This is a genomic window from Saccharothrix isguenensis (genome assembly GCF_052936305.1).
The window spans coordinates 875,704-895,944 of the sequence record NZ_CP193626.1 but is presented as its reverse complement, the minus strand read 5'-3'; the positions used below and the strand labels follow the sequence as shown (position 1 = coordinate 895,944).

Genomic DNA, 20,241 nt, shown 5'->3' with positions numbered 1-20,241 from the left:
TCAAGACGCAGAATGTGGAGGTGTCGACTGCTGCCAGGGTGCTGGTGATCGAGGACGCGGAGGCGATCAGCGCCGCGGTGAGTTCCGCGCTGCGGGGTGCGGGTTACCAGGTTCAGGTCCGTCCGGACGGGCGTGAGCTGGAAGGCGAGTTGACCCGGTTCCGCCCCGATCTGGTGGTGCTCGACGTGATGCTGCCCGGTCGGGACGGTTTCATGCTGCTGGAGGTCATCCGGCGCACGAGTGGCGCCGGGGTGGTGATGTTGACCGCCCGGGACGGGGTGTCCGATCGGCTGCGCGGGCTCGACGGGGGCGCGGACGACTACGTGGTGAAGCCGTTCGTGCTGGCCGAGCTGGTCGCGCGGGTCAGTGCGGTGCTGCGGCGGCTCGGGCGGACGCCGTCGACCGTGCAGATCGGTGATCTGGTGGTGGACGCCGACTCTGCGATGGTGCTGCGGGGTGACGTGGCGGTCGAGCTGACCGCGACCGAGCTGCGGCTGCTGCGGTACCTGGCCGCCCAGCGCGGGCGGGTGGTGGGGAAGACCCAGATCCTCACCGCGGTGTGGGGTTACGAGGACTACGACCCGAACCTGGTGGAGGTGCACGTCAGTGCCCTGCGCCGGAAGTTGGAGGAGCACGGTCCCCGGTTGCTGCACACCGTGCGCGGGCTGGGCTACGTCCTGAGAGCGGACGAGACGTGAACTTGCGGACCGTCTCGCTGCGCCGGCGGGTCACGCTCTCCGCGATCGGTGTGCTGGGCGTGGTGCTGACCGGGGTGGTGTTGTCGGTGGACGCGCTGTTCGCGGCGCAGTCCAAACGGGACGTCGACACCGCGTTGGTGGAGAAGTCGCGGGTGGCGCAGCAGCTGGTCGAGCAACGGGTGCGCGGCATGGACCTGGTGCACCGGCTGGAAGGCCGTGGCGTGGAGGTCCTGCTGGTCATGCCGGACGGCACGGTGTTCGGGAAGGCACCGGCCGAGGAGGTGGCGAACGAGGTCAGCAGGGAGCTGATCGACGGGTCCGAGATCACGGTGTACGCCGAGTCGTCGGTGATCACCGCCGCGCAGACGCGGCTGCGGCGGTTGTTGCTGGTGGTCGGCTTCGGCGCGCTCGCGGTGACGGCCGCGGCGCTGGTGTGGTCGGTCCGGCGGGCGTTGGCGCCGTTGGACGCGATGACCACACTGGCCCGCTCGATCGCGCGCGGTGACCGGGGGCACCGGCTCAACCCGTCGCGGGCGGACAACGAACTCGGTCGGACGGCTGCCGCGTTCGACGACATGCTGGACTCGTTGGAGGGATCGGAGGAGCGGACGAAGCGGTTCGTCGCCGATGCGGCGCACGAGCTGCGGACACCGATCGCGGGCGTGCAGGCGGTGGCCGAGGCCCTGATGCAGACCGCCACCGCCGAGGAGCGGGAGCGGTTGAACCTGTTGCTGGTGCGGGAGTCGCGGCGGGCCGGGCGGCTGGTGGACGACCTGCTGGCGTTGGCCAGGATCGAGGCCGGTCTCGAACTGCACCGGGAACGGGTGGACCTGCTGGCGTTGGCCGAGTCGGAGGTGGCGCGGACGCGGTTGCTCGCGCCCGACTTCGACATCGCGGCCGAAGGCGAGCCGGTGCACGTCTCGGGAGACCCGCAGCGGTTGGCGCAGGTGCTGGCCAACCTGGCCGACAACGCCCGGCAGGCCACCGGGCCGACCGGTCGGGTGCGGCTGCTGGTGTCGAGGGCGGGCAGCTTCGCGCTGCTGGTCGTGTCCGACGATGGGCCGGGCGTGCCGCCGGAGGACCGGGAGCGCGTCTTCCACCGGTTGGTGCGGCTGGACGAGGCCAGGGACCGGCGTTCCGGGGGCTCGGGTCTCGGGCTGCCGATCGCGCGCGGCGTGGTGCGGGCACACGGCGGCGAGCTGACCTGCGTCGCACCGGCGGAGGTCGGTGTCGGCGGCAGGTACCACCACGGCGCACCACACGGCACCGACTCACCGGCCGCCAGCACCGGAACCGGCACAGGACCAGAGGCGGGTATGAGGTCAGGGCCGGCAGCCGGCTCGCCGGGCAGCAGGAGCACGGCGGCGGGCGTCGGCGATACGGGCACGGGCGCGCACGGTGGTGAAGGGCCGGCCGGTCAGCCGGTCAGCGTGGATCGCGGCGCGGCCTTCCTGGTGCGCATCCCGCTCGCGGAGTAGGTCCTGCGGTCCGGAACGGACGTTCGGCTTGGTCAAAGCTGTGGCTGCGACAGCTGGGGACGGGTTGAGCGATGCCGTACCGAATGACCGACCCATCCTTGACAGGATGAGTGATCGCTTATCCCTCGCGGTACCCCGCTCGCGAAGGCGGAGGCTCACCAGGCCGGATTCGACCGCAGGTGCCGCCCGGCGCGGTCGCCCGAGTAGGGGGAACGGCCCCTGTCCTGCAACCGGAAAGTGACCGTTTGAACGTCTCTCCACACCTGGTCGAAGGACGTCGCCAACCCTGAAGCATGGCACTTCTTGTGGGCTCCGAAGAGAGCACATAGCGTCCGAAATCCCGTTCGAGCAACAAGAAGGGTGATCATCATGTCGTTTCGCAGTTTGGCGGTGGCCGCGCTGGCGGCCGCCAGCATCATGTCCACCACGGGATCGGCACAGGCCGAGGCGGACAGCGCCGCCTACGGGATCCTTCCGGCCCGGGACACCACGTACGCGTTCACGGCCGTCCCGTACACCCAAGTGCGGACGGAGCGCTGGGAGCACACCGGTGATCAGATCTGGCTCCAGGACGGCGAGAGCGAGGGCTTCTTCCAGTTGCGGAACCGGGCGTCCGGCTACTGCCTCGCCATCCCCCACGGCGACCCGGAGGCCCACGCCATCCAGTACGAGTGCCACCCGGAGTGGGACGACCAGTGGTGGCGCTGGGTGGACGGCATGAGCGGTATGCAGTTGCAGAACAAGGTCACCCAGCGGGTGGTCGCACCGGCGCAACTGCTGCCGGACGCGCCGATTGTCCAATACTTCCACGGGGATCCGAGGGCCGACCTGGTCACCGACTGACCTGGGGCGCAGACGGAAGGACGTGAGCTAGCGGGTGGTGGACGGCACGGGTGCGGCTGGACGTTCGCTCAGCCCAACGGCCTCCCGATCGATTCCAGCAATGACCGCGAGGAGTGGAAAGAGGTCCTGAAGACGGCCGGAGCGCGAGATGCGCGGCTGCACGACGCGCGGCACACCGCCGCGACGGTGCTGCTGATCCTCGGCGTACCGGAGCGGGTGGTCATGGGCTGGTCGACCATCGACATGGCCAAGCGGTACGCGCACTCGGCCACAGGGGGCTCGCAGGACCTGGCTGACCGCATCGGCGGCTTCACCTGGAAGGACAACCGAGACCCGAACTGAGACCCGAACGGGGCCGCCCAACCCAGGGCGGCCCCGTTCGTCGCAGGTAGAGCGGGTGGGTCAGGCGTCCCTGGGTGGGGTGACCTTCTTGATGTAGAGGAGTCGGTCGCCCGCTTCGACGGCGTCCGCCTCTGGCGCGTCCACCCGGTACAGCTTCCCGTCGCGCACCACACCCAGCACGATGTCCGGCAAGTGCCGCGGCGACCCACCGACCTCGGCCGGCTCCACGTCCCGTTCCGCGATCGCCAGCCCCGCGTCCGGCGTGAGCAGGTCCTCCACCATGTCCACCACGGACGGCGTGGCCGTCGCCATGCCCAGCAACCGGCCCGCCGTTTCGCTGGACACCACGACCGAGTCCGCACCGGACTGGCGCAGCAGGTGCTCGTTCTCCCGCTCCCGCACCGACGCCACGATCTGGGCCTTCGGCGCCAACTCACGCGCGGTGAGCGTGACCAGGACCGCCGTGTCGTCGCGGTTCGCCGCCACGACCACGGCCCGAGCACGGGGAACGCCGGCCACGCGCAGCACGTCGTTGCTCGTGCCCGACCCGTGCACGGTGACCAACCCGATGGCGGACGCCGCGTCCAGGGACTCCTGGGTGGTGTCCACCACGACGATCGAACCGGGCTCCACCCCGTCCCCCATCAGAGCGCTGACCGCCGACCGGCCCTTCGTGCCGTACCCGACGACGACCACGTGGTCCCGCACCTTGGTCCTCCACTTCTGGATGCGCAGCGCCTGCCGCGAACGCTCGGTGAGCACTTCGAGGGTCGTACCGACCAGGACGATCAGGAACAGCACCCGCAACGGGGTGATCACCAGCACGTTGATCAGCCGCGCCGACGAAGTGGCGGGCGCGATGTCACCGTATCCGGTGGTCGACAGCGACACCGTGGCGTAGTAGACGGCGTCCAACAAGGACAGTCCGTCACCGTTGACGTCACGGTAGCCGTCGCGGTCGATGTAGACGATCAGGACGGTCGCGATCAACGCGGTGAGCGCCCCGATGATGCGCTTCAGGATCGCCTGGACGGGGCTTCGCACCACGTCCGGCATCCTGATCACACCGACCAGCGAGTGCCCCGGCCGGCTGGCCAGCGTCTCGCCCGCGTTGAACCGGCGGATCATGACAACCTCTCCGGGAGTAGCCGCCACAGCCTGGCCGCGGCCTCGGCGCCGCGGAGCAGCAGTGGCACGACGACGCGTTCGTTCGGCGCGTGGATGCGATCATCCGGCAACGTCGCCCCGAGGTACACGACCGGCACACCGAGCCAGCCGTGCAGGATGGCCGCCGGGCCGGAGCCACCCGTGCGGCTGAACCGCACCGGCTCGTCGAACACGGCCTGCACCGCGTCACGCACCGCGCCCACCGCCGGGTGCGACACGTCCACCGCGTAGGGCGGCGCACCGTCACCGCGTGCGATCACCTCGGCGTGCAGCCCGTCCGGCGTGTGCTTGACGACGAACTCGCGCAACGCGTCCGCGATCCGCTCCGGCCGCTGGTCGGGCACGAGCCGGAACGACAGCTTCACCGACGCCTGCGCCGGCACGATCGTCTTCAGGCCGGGCCCGGTGTACCCGCCGTGGATGCCGTTGACCTCGGCGGTCGGGCGCACCCACACGCGTTCCAGCGTGGACCAGCCGGGTTCGCCGGCCAGCCCCTGCGCGCCGCCCGCGTTCGCCAGCCACACCGCCTCGTCGAACGGCAACGCGGCGTAGTCGGCGCGTTCGGTCTCCGTCGGCTCCGTCACATCGGCGTAGAAGTCCCGCAGCCGCACGCGGCCGTCGTCGTCGTGCAGGGCCGCGACGAGTCGGGCGATCGCGGTCGCCGGGTTGGGCACGCTGCCGCCGACCCGCCCGGAGTGCGCGTCCGACGTCGCCCCGGTGAACACGACCTCCGCGCCGTACACGCCGCGCTGCCCGGTGCAGACCGTCGGCGCGTCACGCCCGTACAGCGGCGTGTCGGAGAACACGACCAGGTCGCACGCGAGGTCGTCCCGGTGCTGGTCGAGCAGCGCGGTCAGGTGCGGCGAGCCGGACTCCTCCTCGCCCTCGACGATCAGCTTCAGCGTCACCGCGGGCTGGGTCGCGCCGGTCGCCGCGAGGTGCGCCCTCACCCCGAGCAGGTGCATCGCGACCTGCCCCTTGTCGTCGCTCGCACCCCGCCCGAACAGCTCTTCGCCGATCAGCGTCGGCTCGAACGGCGGGTGGTGCCACTGCTCGACCGGGTCGACCGGCTGCACGTCGTGGTGGCCGTAGACCAGCACGGTCGGCGCGTCCGGGGATGCGGCGGGCCGGCACGCGTAGACCGCGGGCAGTGCGGGGCCTTCGTCCCAGACCCGGACGTCGGGCCACCCGTCGCGCCGCAAGGCCTCGGCGAGCCAGTGCGCGGAAGCCCGCACGTCGCCGTGGTGCGCCGGGTCCGCGCCGATCGACGGGATGGCCAACCATTCGCGCAGGTCGACCAGGAAGTCGTCGGCGAGCGCGGCCACGGCGGCCCGCTCGGGATGTTCCGGATTTTCGGGATCACCGCTCACGATGCGGGAGGATAACCCTGGAAGCGCCACGCGGTGGTCGACGTGACAGGGTGGTCCCATGGAACCCACTCGTTCCCGTCCCTGGTCGGCGTTGGCGCTGGCCGGGCTGCTCGGCGCCGCGGGGGTCACGCACTTCGCGAAGCCGAAGCCGTTCGACGCGATCGTGCCGCGCGCACTGCCGGGCAAGCCCCGGACCTGGACTTATCTGTCCGGGGCGGTCGAGTTGGCGCTGGCCGCGGCGATCGCCGTGCCGCGCACGCGCGGTGTCGGCGGGAAGCTCGCGGCGGGATTCTTCACGGCGGTGTTCCCGGCCAACGTCAAGATGGCCTACGACTACCGGACGAAGTCACCCAAGGTGAAGGCCATCGCCTACGGCCGGTTGCCGCTCCAGGTGCCGCTCGTCCTGTGGGCCTTGCGCGTGGGGAGCTCAACTCCCTGATCACTCTCGGCACTGGGTTCGACACCCAGCGCGGCCGAGGGACTGTCATTGAAACCGCAACAAGTCCTAGGATGCCCGAGTGCAACCGCTCCTCCTTGCCGCGTCGGCGCTGGGTTGGCGCGGCATCGTCGTTCCCGACGTCGCCGTGCTGGGTCACCAGGTGTCGGCTGTCGTGCGGGTCCGTGCCGACGTGCACGAGTGGCGCAGCGCGAACGGCTGGCCGCCCCAAGCCGACCCGTCCTGGTTCCGCTCGTGGTTCGAGCCGGCCGCGCACGACCAGCTGCCGGTGCCCGCGGTCGAGCTGGTGGGGGTCCTGGTGGGCGAGTCCACGGTGGATCGCGCCTTGCAGTCGTGCGGGACGTTGATGACGCTCGCGCCGTGCTCGGTGGTGCTGCCCGCGCCGCAGGGGACGCAGTCGTGGCCGCTGATCGAGCTGGACTACTACGGCATCGGCGTGGTCTCGGTGGACGCGTCGGGCGCGGCCGAGCTGATGGTGCCGCCGGAGGACCGGTCGACCGAGTTCGGTCCGTCGCTGTTCGGGCGTTGGCTGCTGGAAGTGCTCTACGACCGGGTGTTGAAGGAAGTCCCCGCCCACGACCGGGTGAACAGCCAGGCCTAGGCCCCTCCGCCGGCCCCGGGGCGACCGGCTAGTCCGGGATCGAGCGGATCAGCTCGCGCAGGCCGTCGGCGTCCAACAGGTCGGCGGGGCGCAGCGTGTGGTCCTGGCGGACGTAGTGGAACGCCGCCCGCACCTTCTCCACCGGCGTCCCGGTCAACGCCGCCCACGCCAGCCGGTAGGCCGCGAGCTGCACCGACAGCGCGGGCAGGCGGTCGTCTTCCGGCACGGCGCCGGTCTTCCAGTCGACCACCGTCCAGCCGCCGTCGTCGTCGGCGAACACGGCGTCCATCCGGCCGCGCACCGACAAGCCGTCGATCTTCGCTTCGAACGGCACCTCGACGTCGTGCGGGACGCGGTCGGCCCAGCTGCTCGCCAGGAACGCCTCCTGGAGCCGGGCCAGGTCGGCGTCCGGTGCGGCGCCCTCGTCGGCCGCGCCGGGCAGTTCGTCCAGGTCGAAGAGGCGGCTCGCGCCGAACCGCTGTTCCAGCCAGGTGTGGAACGCCGTGCCGCGGCGGGCCAGCGGGTTGGGCGGGAACGGCAGGGGGCGGCGCAGGCGGCGGGCGAGGCCGTCCGGGTCGGCGGCCAGTTCGACCAGTTGGCTGACCGAGAGGTGGTCGGGGAGGACGACGCGTTCCCGGCGGTCCGCGGCGGCGGCACGTTCGGCGAGGAGCACGTCGACGTCCCGCGCCCAGCCGTCAGGGTCGTCCTCGGGCTGATCAGCTTCGGCCGGGTCCTCGGGCTCCCCGGGCTCCTGGGGGTCCTCGGAAAACCCCGGGTCCTCGGGGTCCTCGGGGTCCTCGGGCTCCACCGGGAACTCGGGATCATCTTCGAACGGCGAACTCGGGGTGTCCGAGTGGTCGACTCGCGGTGTCTGAGTGGACGACTCGCGTGGGTCTTGGGGGTGGGGGGCGGGTGGGGTGGCCAGGTGGCGGTCCAGGGCGGCCAGGACCAGCTCGGCGCCCTCGGCGACGGCCGCGCGGCGCTTGCCGAGCGGGTCGGTGGGCCACTGGGCGGTTTTCGTCTGGGACGCCAGCGGGTTCGGGTCGTCCTCGGCCGGGCGTGGCGCCCAGTGCGCGATGTCGGCCGGCGGGTGGTCGGCGGCCAGCACCGACTCCCGGATCTCGGTCAGGAACGCCGAAGGCCCCTTGGGCTTGTCGCCCGTCTCGCCCCACCAGTGCCCCGACACCAGCAGGCTGTGCTCGGACCTGGTCAGCGCGACGTAGAGGAGCCGGCGCTCCTCCACCAACCGCCGGGCGTCGAAGTCCTCCTCGTGCCCGATCAGCGCCTCCTCCACCTCCTTGCGGTTGGCGTCGGGCGCGATGCGGAGTTCCGGCAGGTCCTCGGCGTCACCCCGCAGGTGGGCGGGCAGCTCGGCCACCGCGCGCAGCCAGCTCGACGACTTCTTCCGCCCCGGGAACACGTCCTTCACCACGTGCGGCACGGCGACGATGTGCCACTCCAGTCCCTTCGCCGAGTGCATGGTCAGCACCTGAACCCGGTTCTCGGCCACCTCCACCTCGCCGGGTTCGAGGCCGTCCTCGGCCTGTTCGGCGGTGTACAGGTAGTCGAGCAGCGCCGGCAGGGTCGCGGACGGGCTGGCCGCCGCGAAGTCGTTCACCACGTCGGCGAACGCGTCCAGGTGCGCCCGGCCGACGCCGCCCGGCCGGGCCATCGCCTCGATGTCCAGCAGCAGGGTGCGCTCCACGTCGGCGACCAGTTCGGGCAGCGGCTGGTCCAGGCGTCTCCGCAGCGCCGACAGCTCGGCGCCCAGCCGGCGGATCCGGCGGTACCCCTCGGCCGAGTACGCGGTCGGGTCGCCCGGGTCGTCGAGCGCGTCCGCGAGACCGGCCAGTTCGGCGTGCTCACCGGGCAGGGCGTCGGCCAGCACGGCCAGCGGGTCGTCCACCACGGACTGACGGCTCGGCGCGCCGGCCAGGTCGCGGGCGCGCGTCCACAGGGCCGCCAGGTCGTACGCGGCGACCCGCCAGCGGGAACCGGTGAGGAGTCGGGCGGCGGCGGTGCCGGCCAGCGGGTCGACCAGGACGCGCAGGGCGCTGGTCAGGTCGCGCACCTCCGGCTCGTCCAGCAGGCCGCCCAGCCCGACGACCTCCACCGGCAGTCCGCGTTCCCGCAACGCGGCCGCGATGTTCGCCATGTCCGACCGCCGGCGCACCAGCACGGCGGCGGTCGGCGGCTCGTCGCTGGTGTCGAGGTGCGCCTCCCACTGCGCGGCGACGGTGTCGGCCACCCAGTCCAGCTCTTCGCGCACGTCGTCGAACAGGCCCACCCGCACGTCGCCCGGACCCGCGCCGTCACGGGCGCGCAGCTCCTCCACGTCCAGGCCCATGGCGCGCAGCGGCGCGGAGACGGCGTTGGCCAGGGCCAGCACCTCCGGCGGGTTGCGGAAGCTGGTGAGCAGGCCGAACTTCCTCGCCGGCGGGAAGTCGTGCACGAACCGGGGCAGGTTCGCCGCCGACGCGCCGCGCCAGCCGTAGATCGCCTGCGCCGGGTCGCCCACCGACGTGACGGCCATCGGCTCGCCGCGCCCGAACAGGGACCGCAGCAGCACGCGTTGCGCGTGGCCGGTGTCCTGGTACTCGTCCAGCAGCACCGCGCCGTAGCGCTCGCGTTCGCCGCGCACGACCTCCGGGTGCTCGGACGCCAGCCGTGCGGCCAGGGACATCTGGTCGGCGAAGTCCATCGCCGCTTCCCGCCGCTTGCGCGCCTGGTAGGCCTCCAGCAGCGGGAGCAGGTTGACGCGCAGGCGTTGGGCGTTGATCACGGCCTGCAACGACTGCGGCAGGCCGTCGCCCTGCCGCTTGGTCTTGGGCGCCGACTCGATCACGTGACACAGCCACTCGGCGTGCTCGCGCAGCGCGCTCGGCTCGACCAGGTGCTCCCCCAGTTCGCCGGCCAGCGCGAGCAGGTAGCCGGTGACGGTGGCGGGCACCTTGTCGGTGTCGAGGTCCTCCGCCCACGTCGACACGACGCGGTGCGCCAGCTGCCACGCCGCCGTCTCGGTGAGCAGCCGCACGCCCGGTTCGACCGGCAGCCGGAGGCCGTGTTCGCCGACGAGCCGACCCGCGTACGCGTGGTAGGTGAGGATCACCGGTTCGGTGGTCAGCACGGCGGCGCGGCGTTCACCGCTCGGGTCGAGCCGGTCGAGCAGCGGCGAGCCGCCCAGCCGGCGCAGCCTCAGCCGAACCCGGTCGGACAGCTGGCGCGCGGCCTTGCGGGTGAACGTCAGGCCGAGGACCCGTTCGGGGGTGACGAAGCCGTTCGCCACCAGGTACACCACGCGGGCGGCCATCGTCTCGGTCTTGCCCGCCCCGGCCCCGGCCACGACGAGCGCCGGCGCGGTGGGCGCGGCCACGACCGCGGCCTGCTCGGGAGTCGGTTTCGGCAGGCCCAGCGCTTCCGCGACCTCGAACGGACCGGCGAGCGCCATCGGCTCACCCGCACGTTCGACCCCGCTCGGCACGACCACGTCCCGCATTCTCCGTTGTCGGGCCGCGGCTGCTTCGGCGACCCGCAGGCCGCCGCGGTAATCCCTGGTCAGACCGCCCCTAGTGGCTCACCTGCCGGCCGGACGAGTGCACCGGGCAGGACGTGCGGACCGGGCAGCGATCACAGTCCGCGTTCTCCTCCGCCCGGTACTCGGGGCCGACGCTGGACCCGGCGGCCAGCTGCACGGCCTCCAGCCACACCCGGACGCCCTGCTCGTCCAGCGGCACCTGCTCCCGCTCGACACCGCCGGTCTTGCGGTCCTCCTTGGCCACGTACAGCAGCCGCGCGCCGCCAGGGTCGGTGCCGAGGCCCAGGTGCGTGAAGCCGCCCAGCGCCGTCGCCAGCTGGTAGACCGCGAGCTGCGGGTGCTCCTGCGCCTTGTCCTTGCTCACCGGCGTCTTGCCGGTCTTCACGTCCACCACGACCGGCCGCCCCTCCCGGTCGGTCTCCAGCCGGTCGACCCGGCCGCGCACCCGCAGGAACGGGCCGCCGTCCTGCTTGGGCACCTCGACCGAGATCTCCTCCTCGACCGCGACCTGGGTCAGCTGGGAGCGGCTGGACGCCAGCCACGCCAGGAACGTGTCCAGCATCCGCTCCACCCGGATCCGCTCGCGCCGGGAGAACCACGGCGCGCCCGCGTCCACCGCGGCCCACGCCTCGTCCAGCTTGACCCGCAGTTCCTTCTCGTCCGCGCCGGTAGCGGCGGCCTGCGCCAGCGCGTGCACGAGGGTGCCGGTGATCGACGCCAGCTCCGCCGGGTCCTGCCCGCCGTGCCGCTCCACGACCCACCTCAGCGGGCACTTCGCCAGGATCTCCACCGTGGACGGCGACACGCTGACCGTGTGCTCCTCTGTCCACAGAGGACGGTCCGTGGTGACGTCCGCCAAGCCGTACCAGGAATCCGGGTGCGCGCCCGGCACGCCCTCTGCCGCCAACCGCGCCAACTGGACGGCCGCGCGCTCACGCCGTTCCGCCGGCTCGTCGTCCGAGCACACCACCCGGCGCAGCTCGCCGACCAGCTCCGCCAGCACCAGACCGCGCTCGGGGGTGAACGTCGGCCGCTCCGGCTGGTCGGTGGACAGCTCCTCGATCTCGTCCAGGAACCGCGACGGCTGCTCGTCCTCCCCGCGCACCGCGCTGACCAGCAACGTCCGCCTGGCCCGGCTCGCCGCGACGAGCAGCAGCCGGCGCTCCTCGGCGAGGATCGGCGCGACCGCGGACACCGTCTCCGACGACACGCCCGCCACCACGTCGACCATCCGCTCGACACCGAGCAGCGACCCGCGCAGCCGCAGGTCGGGCCAACTGCCCTCCTGCACGCCGGGCACGGCCACGACCGTCCACTCACGACCGGTGGCGGCGTGCGCGGTCAGCACCGACACCGCCTCGCCGACCGGGGCGGACGCCGCCAGCGTGTCACCGACGATCTCCTGCGCGGCCAGGTAGTCCGCGAAGCCCTCGGCGCTCGACCCCGGCAGCCGGTCCACGTACTTCGCCGCCGCCTCGAACAACGCCACGATCGCGTCCAGGTCGCGGTCCGCCTGCATGCCGACCGTGCCGCGACGGGCCGACTGCGCCACCCACCGCAGCTCCAGACCGGTGGTCTGCCACAGCTCCCACAGCACCTGCTCGACGGTCAGCCCGTCCGCGATCCCCTTGCGCGCCTTGCGCACCAGCCCGCCGATCCGCCGCGCGGGCAGCGCCTCGGCGTCCTCCAGGGCGGCCAGCCGGTCGTCCGACTCGATCACCTCGACCAGCAGCTCACCGCTCGGGCGGTCCCGGCCCGCGGCCAGCTCCAGCCGGCGCAGACCACGCCGCAACCGCCGCAGCGCCAACGGGTCCGCGCCGCCCAGCGGGGACGACAGCAGCATCGCCGCGGTGTCCTCGTCCAGGCTGCCGGGCACGGCCGCGCACCGCAGCAACGCCAGGAACGGCATCACCGCGGGTTGCCTGGCCAGGGGCAGCTCGTCCCGGGGCACGGCCACCGGCACCCCCGCCGCCAACAACGCGCGGTGCAGCACCGGCAGCGACCTCGTCGCCGACCTCGCCACCACCGCCATGTGCGACCACGGCACTTCGTCGATCAGGTGCGCGCGGCGCAGCTGGTCCGCCACCCAGCTCGCCTCCTGCGCGGCGGACGCGAACAGCCTGACCTGCACGTTCCCCTCGCCGTCCACGGGCGACACCGCGCGGGTCGGGGACGAGCCGGGCAGCCGGCCGGCCAGCCGGCCCACGGCGGCCCGGATCTCCGGCGCCATCCGGTAGCCGGTGGTGAGGACGACCGCCGGCCCGTCCGCATCGGCCAACAGCGTCGGATCGGCGCCGCGGAACGAGAACACCGCCTGATCGGGATCACCCGCCAGGATGAATTCCTGCGCGGCCTCGCCCAGCACCCGGATGAACTCGAACTGCAACGGGTCGAGGTGCTGAGCGTCGTCCACCAGCAGGTGCCGCACCCGCCGCCGTTCGCCCGCCAGCACGTCCGGCTCGGTCTGGAACGCCAGCAGCGCGCTGCCCACCAGCTCCGCCGCGTCGAACGACGGCGCGTGCCCCTGGCCGCTGCTGGCCAGCAGGTTGACCTGCTCGTACTGGGTCGCGAACAGGCCGGCCGCGACCCACTCCTCGCGGGAGTGCTTGCGGCCCAGCTCGGTCAGGTCCTCCGGGGCGAGGCCGCGTTCGGTGGCGCGCAGCATCAGGTCGCGCAGTTCGTGCGCGAAGCCCGGCAGGGTCAACGCGGGCCGCAGCCGCTCGGGCCACTTCCGGGCGCCCACGCTCGCGTCACCGGCGAGGAGTTCGCGCACCACCGCGTCCTGCTCCGGGCCGGAGAGCAGCCGGGGTGCGGGCTCGCCGAGGTGCACGGTCTGCGCCCGGAGCACGGCGAACGCGTACGAGTGGACCGTTCTGACCAGCGGTTCCTGGGTCGTGGGCAACGCGCCTTCGTCGGTCGCACCGGTCAGCAGCCGGGTGATGTCCGCCCGCATCGCCTCCGCCGCGCGCCGGTTCGAGGTGAGCACCAGCACGTTCTCGGGGTGCACGCCGTTCAGCACCCGCTGCGCCACCACCTCGGCCAGCAACGTCGTCTTGCCCGTGCCGGGACCGCCCAGCACCCGCAACGGCCCGCCGACGTGGTCGAACACAGCGCGTCCGGGCGCGTCCCACTCACGCCGGGGCTCCTCCTGCCGCACCCGGCGCACCAACAACGGCGCCCGCTTCACTGCCACGGGAGCATGGAACCACGGCCCCCCGACACGACCGGACCACCGCCGCGAGGTCGCGTCGATCGTTGCGGCGCATCTTCCGGCGATCACGCCCTTCGATCGTCGCAAAATGGGCGCGAGCGGTCGACTTCCGGCCGACCGAGCCGCCGTCTGCGGAGCAGCGGCCATACTGGCGCCGTGGACGAGGAGTTGCACGAGATGATCCGCGAGGTGGTGCGGCGGATCCCCCGCGGCAAGGTGGCGACCTACGGTGACGTCGCCGACATCGCCCGCGCGCCGTCACCCCGGCTGGTCGGCGCCGTCCTGAACCAGGACGGGCACGACCTGCCGTGGCAACGGGTGCTGCGCGCCAACGGCACGTGCGCGCCGCACATCGCCGACCGGCAGCTCCAACTGCTGCGCGAAGAAGGCGTGCTGGCCGACGGTGGCAAGGTCGACCTGCGCACGTACCGCTGGCAGGACGCGGTCAAGGAGAAGGCGGAGCCTCCCGGTCTCTGGTGACCCGCGCCTCCACCCGCGCCATCTCGTCCTCGATCTCCGCGTCACGGGTCAGCGCCGCGGCCAGGCGCAACTGGGTCAGCGCCTCGTCGTTCCGGCTCTGCCGGCTGAGCGTGCGACCGAGCAGCAGGCGGGTGTAACCGTCCGACGGGTCGAGGTCGACCAGGGTGTTCAGCACGCCCTCGGCCTTGCCCAGCGCGGCGGACTGGAAGTGCGCCAACGCCAGTTCCGTCAGCACGGTCCGGTCGCGCGGCGCTTCCTCCGCGGCCTGGACCAGGTAGCGGGCAGCGCTGCTCGGGTCGCCCGCCGCACGGAACTCACGTCCCTTGCGCAGCAGCTCCACAACGTCGGTCATGACAACTCCTCGTCCGCCGTGGTGACGTGCGGGACGTGTGTGCGGCCCAGTCGCCCGGCTCGGAAGTCCTCGATGGCTTGCAGGATCTCGGCGCGCGTGTTCATCACGAACGGCCCGTAGCGCGCGACGGGCTCGTCCAGCGGCAGGCCGCCCAGGATCAGGACGTCCCACGTCGTGTCGGCCTTCATGGTGAGCGCGTCGCCTCCGTTCTCGAACACGGCCAACCGGCCCTCTTCGAGCGGTCGCTGCTCCGCGCCGGTCGTGCCGCGGCCCGACAGCACGTAGACCATCGCGGTGAAGTCGGTCGGCCACGGCAGGGTCAGGCGGGCGTGCGGGCTGAGGGTGGCGTGCAGGTAGGTGATCGGCGTGTGCGTCATGCCGGGGCCGCGGTGGCCCGCCACCTCACCGGCGATGACTCGGACCAGCGCGCCACCGTCGTCGCTGGACAGCAGCTTGGTGTCCCGAGCGCTGATGTCCTGGTAGCGAGGCGGGGTCCACTTGGCGGCCTTCGGCAGGTTGACCCACAGCTGCACGCCGTGGAGCAGACCGCCCTTGGCCACCAGGTCCTGCGAGGGCAGCTCGGAGTGGAGCACGCCGCTGCCGGCGGTCATCCACTGCGTGCCGCCGTCGGTGATCAGCCCACCGCCGCCGGACGAGTCCTCGTGCACGAACGCGCCGTCGATCATGTAGGTGACGGTCTCGAAGCCGCGGTGCGGGTGCCAGGGCGCGCCCTTCGCCTCACCGGGGCCGTACTCGACGGCGCCCATGTGGTCGAGGAGCAGGAACGGGTCGGCGAGCGCCAGGTCGACGCCCGGGAACGGGCGGCGGACCTGGAAGCCCTCGCCTTCGAGGAACTTCCGCGCCCGCACGACCTTCCGCACCTTGCGCCACGCCGTGGCGGCTTCGGGCAGCTCGGGGAGACGCGGGAGGGTGAGCGTGTCGGCGGTGATGGCGGGCATGACGGCCTCCTCGGACCGGACCGCCTGGGTTCAGCGGTCTCACCCGCGTCAACCTAGTTGAAGCGTCAACTATTCCGTCACCGCGACGGCCGGCCGGACCCGGCTCACGCGACGTCTTGGAAGCAGCGGGCCTCGTAGTAGCGGAGGAGGACGGCTTCCACGACCCGCAGGTGGGCGCCGATGGGCGCCGCGACGACCGCCGCTCCCGACCCGACGACCGCCCGGTGGAAGAGACCTGGGGCGAGGAGCCAGGAGGCGACGGCCACGCGTCCGGACGCGGAGGCGACGACGTCCGAGATGTGAGGGGTGGCGGTGGCGGCGTAGCCGATGGTCACGGGGCCGACGCGGCGGGACAGCGCCGTGGCGACCGCGCGGACGTCGGCGAGGGCGCGCGGGTCGGAAGAGCCGGCGGCGGCCAGGACGACGGAGTCGCCCGGAGTCCAGCCGGCCTCGGTCAGACGGGCGAGGAGAGCAGGCAGCAGCGCGGGGCCGATGGGGTCCGTGATCACCGCGTCCGGGTGCCCGGACGCCTCCACCTGCGCCGGGATGTCCACCCGGACGTGGTACCCGGCGGCCAGGAAGGCGGGCACGACGACCGCAGGCCCGCAGACCGAGGACAGCACCGTGGTCACGTCCGGCTGCCGAACGTCTGCGTACGCGACCCGCACCGGCACGCCACCGAGCCGGGCGCTCACCAGGGAAGCGATCTCCTCCACCACCACGGCCCCGGAGGGGTCACGGGTGCCGTGCGCGACGAGAACCAGCGTCATACCGCCACTCCGGCAGGGTCCATGGCCAGTCGGTAACCGCGCTTCACGACCGTCGCCACCATGCGGGGCTCGCCCAGAGCCGTGCGGAGGCGGCCGATCGCGGTCTCCACGGCGTGCTCCTCGCCACCACTGGGCAGGGCCGCCAACAGCTCGCGCCGGGACACCACCCGACCGCGGGCGGCGGCCAGGACGCGCAGCACGGCCATCGGCGCGGGCGGGACGGGCCGCAGCTCGCCGTCCACCACCACGGCCTGGCCGCGCAGTTCGACGTCACGGGCGGCGATCCGCAGCCGGGTCGCCCGCGCGGGCAGTTCGAGGGTCAGCTCCCGCGCCAACGCGCCGATGCGGGCGCGCGCGGGCTGCACCACCGGGACACCGGCGGCCACCAGCGGCCCGGCGGTGATCGAGCCGACGCCGACCACCAGGACTTCCCGCCGCAGCAACGACACCAGCTCCGCCAGCTTCCCCGACGCGTCCGCGACCCGCAGCACGGAGGCCGCGGCCGGGGCGCTGGTGAACGTCAGCGCGTCCACCTGGCCCGCGAGCACGGCCTCCAGCAGGCGTTCCAGCGGCGCGGGGTCGGACGGCCCGGTCCACCGGTACACCGGCACCTCGACGACCGTGGCGCCGGCCGCCCGCAGCGTCGACGTGAACTCCGGCAGCGGCTCGCCGTGCAGCTGGACGGCGATGCGCTTGCCGGACACACCGGCCCGCATCAGGTAGTCCAGCAGCTCGGCGTTGCTCTCGCTCTCCGGCGACCACGCGTCCACCAGACCGGCGGCGCGCACCGCTCCCCGAGCCTTCGGCCCCCGCGCCAGCACGTGCGCCCCGGACAGCCGGGACAGCAGCCGAGCGCCCAACCCCCAGCCCTCGGCCGCCTCGACCCAGCCGCGGAAGCCGATGCCGGTGGTCGCCACGGCGACGTCCACCGGCTCCTCCACCACGGCCCGCGTCGCGGCCAGCAGCTCCGCGTCGTCGGGCAGCGGCACGATCCGGATGGCAGGACCCTGGAGCACGGTCGCGCCCTTGCGCTCCAACAACGCCGAGAGCTCGTCGGCCCGCCGGGCGGCGGTCACACCGACCGTGTACCCGGCCAGCGGGGCGGCGGTCACGGCGACCCGACCTGGATGACGCCGTCGGCCACGACCACCGGGTGCACCGGCACCCCGGTCGAGGGGTCGTCCAGGCACTTGCCCGTGGTCAGCTCGAACGCCTGCTTGTAGACCGGCGACACGACCACCGGCACACCGCCCCGGTCGCCAACGATCCCGCGCGACAGCACCGCCGCGCCGCTGAACGGGTCGATGTTGCCCAACGCGTGCACCGTCCCGGCCGAGGTCAGGAACACCGCCACCTGGGAACCGTCGGGCAGCAGGACCGCCACCCCTTGGTCCGGCCGGAGGGCGCTCAACTCGCACACAGGTGTCATCGGGAAACCTCCGGACTCTCCGCCTCACCGAAAGCGGGAACACCCAACAGAACCGGCACCTTCTGGCCGCGCTCTTCGCGGAACGAGATCGTCGGGTCGGGCGTGTCGGGCGCGTTGACGAACGACGTGAAGCGGGACAGCTTCTCCGGGTCCTCCAGCACGCCGCGCCACTCGTCGGCGTAGTTGTCCACGTGCTTGGCCATCGCGGCCTCCAGGTCGGCGCAGATGCCGAGGCTGTCGTCCACGATGACGTCGCGCAGGTGGTCCAGTCCGCCTTCCAGCGACTCGATCCAGGTCGAGGTGCGCTGCAACCGGTCCGCCGTGCGGATGTAGAACATCAGGAACCGGTCGATCAGCCTGATCAGGGTCTCGGTGTCCACGTCGGACGCGATCAGGTCGGCGTGCCGAGGCGTGAAGCCGCCGTTGCCGCCGACGTAGAGGTTCCAGCCGTTCTCGGTCGCGATGATGCCGAAGTCCTTGCCCCGCGCCTCGGCGCACTCACGCGCGCAGCCGGACACGGCGGACTTGAGCTTGTGCGGCGACCGCAGGCCCCGGTAGCGCAGTTCCAGTTCGATGGCCAGCGACACCGAGTCCTGCACGCCGAACCGGCACCACGTGGTGCCGACGCACGACTTCACCGTGCGCAGCGCCTTGCCGTACGCGTGCCCGGACTCGAAACCGGCGTCCACCAAGCGCTTCCAGATCGCCGGCAGCTGGTCGACGGTCGCGCCGAACAGGTCGATCCGCTGCCCGCCGGTGATCTTGGTGTAGAGCCCGTAGTCGCGGGCGACCTCGCCGATGACGATCAGCTTCTCCGGCGTGATCTCGCCGCCGGGGATGCGCGGCACGACCGAGTAGGTGCCGTTGCGCTGCATGTTGGCCAGGAAGCGGTCGTTGGTGTCCTGGAGGGTGGCCTGCTCGCCCTCCAGCACGTGCCCGTTGTCCAGCGACGCGAGGATCGAGGCGACGGCGGGCTTGCAGATGTCGCAGCCGAGGCCGCGGCCGTGCCGGGTGATCAGGTCGGTGAACGTGGTGATGCCGGTGGAGCGGACGACCTCGAACAGCTCGGCGCGGGACTGGTCGAAGTGCTCGCACAGCGCCTTGGACTGCTCGACACCGCACTCGGACAGCAGCTTCTTCAGCATCGGCACGCACGAGCCGCAGCCCGTGCCCGCCTTGGTGCACGCCTTGATGCCCGGCACGTCCACCGCGTCGCCGGAGTCCACCACGTCCACGATGTGCTGCTTGGTGACCGCGTGGCACGAGCACACCTGCGCGTCGTGCGGGAGCGTCAGCTCGACGCCGCCTTCCGGGCCGATCAGCGCCACCGGGTCACCGGGCAGGGCACGACCGACGAGGGGCCGCAGCGACGTGTACTTCGACGCGTCACCGACGAGGATGCCGCCGAGCAGGGTCTTCGCGTCGTCGGACACCACGAGCTTGGCGTAGGTGCCGGCGACGGCGTCGTTGACGACGACCTCCAGCGCGCCCTCTTCCTTCGCGTGGGCGTCGCCGAACGAGGCCACGTCCACGCCGAGCAGCTTCAGCTTGGTGGACATGTCGGCGCCGGGGAACTCCGCCCCGCCGCCGAGCAGGCGGTCGGCCACCACCTCGGCCATGGAGTACCCGGGCGCGACGAGGCCGTAGACCATGCCGTCGAGGTTGGCGCACTCGCCGATGGCGTAGACGTCCCGGTCGGACGTGCGGCAGGCCTTGTCCACCACGATGCCGCCGCGCGGGCCGACATCGAGGCCGGACGAGCGGGCCAACCCGTCGCGCGGCCGGATGCCGGCGGAGAACACCACGACGTCCAGGTCCAGCTCGACGCCGTTGGACAGCTTGGCGATGAGCCGGCCGCGGTCCTCCTCGATGGACGACGCGGACGTGCCGGTGTGCACGGTCAGGTCCAGCTTCTCGACCAGCCGCTTGAGCAGCCCGGCGCCGCCCTCGTCCACCTGGAGCGGCATCAGGCGCGGGCCCAGCTCGACCACGTGCGGCGAGATCCCCATGCCTCGCAACGCGTTCGCGGCCTCCAGCCCGAGCAGGCCGCCGCCGAGCACCATGCCCGCGTGCCGGCCGCTGCCGCGGGCCGACTCCACCGTGGCGCGGATGCCGTCCAGGTCGTCGATGGTCCGGTACACGTGGCACCCGGGCAGGTCACGACCCGGCACCGGCGGCACGAACGGCACCGAGCCGGTGGCCAGGACCAGCGCGTCGTACCGCTGCACCCGGCCGCTCGCCGTGCGCACCACCTTGGCGACCCGGTCGATGTGCACGACCTGGTCGGTCAGGTTCAGCTCCACGGTGTCGTCGTGCGGCGGCAGGCTCAGCGACCCGGCGTCCCAGCTGTCCACGTAGGACGACAGCGCGACGCGGTCGTAAGCGGGACGGGACTCCTCGGCGAACACGACGATCCGCCACTGGCCGGTGACGTCCTTCTCGCGGAGGGCCTCCACGAGCCGGTGACCGACCATGCCGTGACCGGCGACTACCAGCGTTCGCGTCATGGGACCAATCCCTCCTTCTGCCCGGGTCAATGCTCACCGGGC

General features: G+C 72.6%; 16 protein-coding genes and 1 pseudogene. 7 read left to right on the top strand and 10 right to left on the bottom strand.

What is annotated here, in order from left to right; all coding sequences use genetic code 11:
- Positions 1-20: 20 nt before the first annotated feature.
- The 4 genes and pseudogenes from ACRAKI_RS04460 to ACRAKI_RS04445 all read left to right on the top strand — a co-directional run.
- Complete coding sequence (locus tag ACRAKI_RS04460; protein WP_447005775.1) at positions 21-698, top strand: response regulator transcription factor; 678 nt, start codon at positions 21-23, stop codon at positions 696-698.
- Positions 695-2,176: a sensor histidine kinase gene (locus ACRAKI_RS04455; protein WP_447005774.1), complete on the top strand. Its 1,482-nt coding sequence runs from the start codon at positions 695-697 to the stop codon at positions 2,174-2,176. Before ACRAKI_RS04460 ends, ACRAKI_RS04455 begins: the two co-directional genes overlap by 4 nt.
- A gap of 369 nt (positions 2,177-2,545) precedes the next feature.
- Complete coding sequence (locus ACRAKI_RS04450) at positions 2,546-3,019, top strand: RICIN domain-containing protein (protein WP_447005773.1); 474 nt, start codon at positions 2,546-2,548, stop codon at positions 3,017-3,019.
- A 69-nt stretch (positions 3,020-3,088) separates the two neighbouring features.
- A pseudogene (locus tag ACRAKI_RS04445) lies at positions 3,089-3,361 on the top strand (tyrosine-type recombinase/integrase); the annotation flags it as partial.
- Between the two features lie 60 nt (positions 3,362-3,421).
- Here ACRAKI_RS04445 and ACRAKI_RS04440 read toward each other — a convergent pair.
- Both ACRAKI_RS04440 and ACRAKI_RS04435 read right to left on the bottom strand, forming a co-directional pair.
- Positions 3,422-4,489, bottom strand: a complete 1,068-nt coding sequence (locus ACRAKI_RS04440; protein ID WP_447005772.1) for a potassium channel family protein — start codon at positions 4,487-4,489, stop codon at positions 3,422-3,424.
- On the bottom strand, positions 4,486-5,898 hold the full coding sequence (locus ACRAKI_RS04435; RefSeq protein WP_447005771.1) for a M20/M25/M40 family metallo-hydrolase: 1,413 nt from the start codon (positions 5,896-5,898) through the stop codon (positions 4,486-4,488). The genes ACRAKI_RS04440 and ACRAKI_RS04435 overlap by 4 nt, the downstream gene beginning before the upstream one ends.
- Positions 5,899-5,956: 58 nt before the next feature.
- Between ACRAKI_RS04435 and ACRAKI_RS04430 the strand changes: the two genes are divergently transcribed.
- Both ACRAKI_RS04430 and ACRAKI_RS04425 read left to right on the top strand, forming a co-directional pair.
- Positions 5,957-6,337, top strand: coding sequence for a DoxX family protein (locus ACRAKI_RS04430; RefSeq protein WP_447005770.1), 381 nt, complete (start codon positions 5,957-5,959; stop codon positions 6,335-6,337).
- A gap of 79 nt (positions 6,338-6,416) precedes the next feature.
- Positions 6,417-6,956 (top strand): hypothetical protein, encoded by a 540-nt coding sequence (locus ACRAKI_RS04425; protein ID WP_447005769.1) that lies wholly within the window; start codon positions 6,417-6,419, stop codon positions 6,954-6,956.
- A gap of 28 nt (positions 6,957-6,984) precedes the next feature.
- Here ACRAKI_RS04425 and ACRAKI_RS04420 read toward each other — a convergent pair whose 3' ends face one another.
- Complete coding sequence (locus tag ACRAKI_RS04420) at positions 6,985-10,404, bottom strand: ATP-dependent helicase (RefSeq protein WP_447008332.1); 3,420 nt, start codon at positions 10,402-10,404, stop codon at positions 6,985-6,987.
- A gap of 118 nt (positions 10,405-10,522) precedes the next feature.
- On the bottom strand, positions 10,523-13,684 hold the full coding sequence (locus ACRAKI_RS04415; protein ID WP_447005768.1) for an ATP-dependent helicase: 3,162 nt from the start codon (positions 13,682-13,684) through the stop codon (positions 10,523-10,525).
- A 174-nt stretch (positions 13,685-13,858) separates the two neighbouring features.
- Here ACRAKI_RS04415 and ACRAKI_RS04410 point away from each other — a divergent pair, with 174 nt between their 5' ends.
- Complete coding sequence (locus ACRAKI_RS04410; protein ID WP_447005767.1) at positions 13,859-14,182, top strand: MGMT family protein; 324 nt, start codon at positions 13,859-13,861, stop codon at positions 14,180-14,182.
- Here ACRAKI_RS04410 and ACRAKI_RS04405 read toward each other — a convergent pair.
- The 6 genes from ACRAKI_RS04405 to nirB all read right to left on the bottom strand — a co-directional run bounded on the left by ACRAKI_RS04405 (position 14,148) and on the right by nirB (position 20,199).
- Positions 14,148-14,534: a tetratricopeptide repeat protein gene (locus ACRAKI_RS04405; protein ID WP_447005766.1), complete on the bottom strand. Its 387-nt coding sequence runs from the start codon at positions 14,532-14,534 to the stop codon at positions 14,148-14,150. The two genes, ACRAKI_RS04410 and ACRAKI_RS04405, sit on opposite strands and share 35 nt — an antisense overlap.
- A complete protein-coding gene (locus ACRAKI_RS04400) occupies positions 14,531-15,493 on the bottom strand; it encodes a pirin family protein (RefSeq protein WP_447005765.1) in 963 nt (320 codons plus the stop codon). The genes ACRAKI_RS04405 and ACRAKI_RS04400 overlap by 4 nt, the downstream gene beginning before the upstream one ends.
- A 104-nt stretch (positions 15,494-15,597) precedes the next feature.
- Positions 15,598-16,263: a sirohydrochlorin chelatase gene (locus ACRAKI_RS04395; RefSeq protein WP_447005764.1), complete on the bottom strand. Its 666-nt coding sequence runs from the start codon at positions 16,261-16,263 to the stop codon at positions 15,598-15,600.
- Complete coding sequence (locus ACRAKI_RS04390; protein ID WP_447005763.1) at positions 16,260-17,375, bottom strand: uroporphyrinogen-III synthase; 1,116 nt, start codon at positions 17,373-17,375, stop codon at positions 16,260-16,262. Before ACRAKI_RS04390 ends, ACRAKI_RS04395 begins: the two co-directional genes overlap by 4 nt.
- Entirely contained in the window at positions 17,372-17,692 is a 321-nt protein-coding gene (gene nirD, locus ACRAKI_RS04385; protein ID WP_447005762.1) for a nitrite reductase small subunit NirD, read from the bottom strand. Before nirD ends, ACRAKI_RS04390 begins: the two co-directional genes overlap by 4 nt.
- The gene (gene nirB / locus ACRAKI_RS04380) at positions 17,689-20,199 is read right to left on the bottom strand and encodes a nitrite reductase large subunit NirB (RefSeq protein WP_447005761.1); all 2,511 of its coding nucleotides are present in this window, start codon (positions 20,197-20,199) and stop codon (positions 17,689-17,691) included. Before nirB ends, nirD begins: the two co-directional genes overlap by 4 nt.
- Positions 20,200-20,241: the final 42 nt, after the last annotated feature.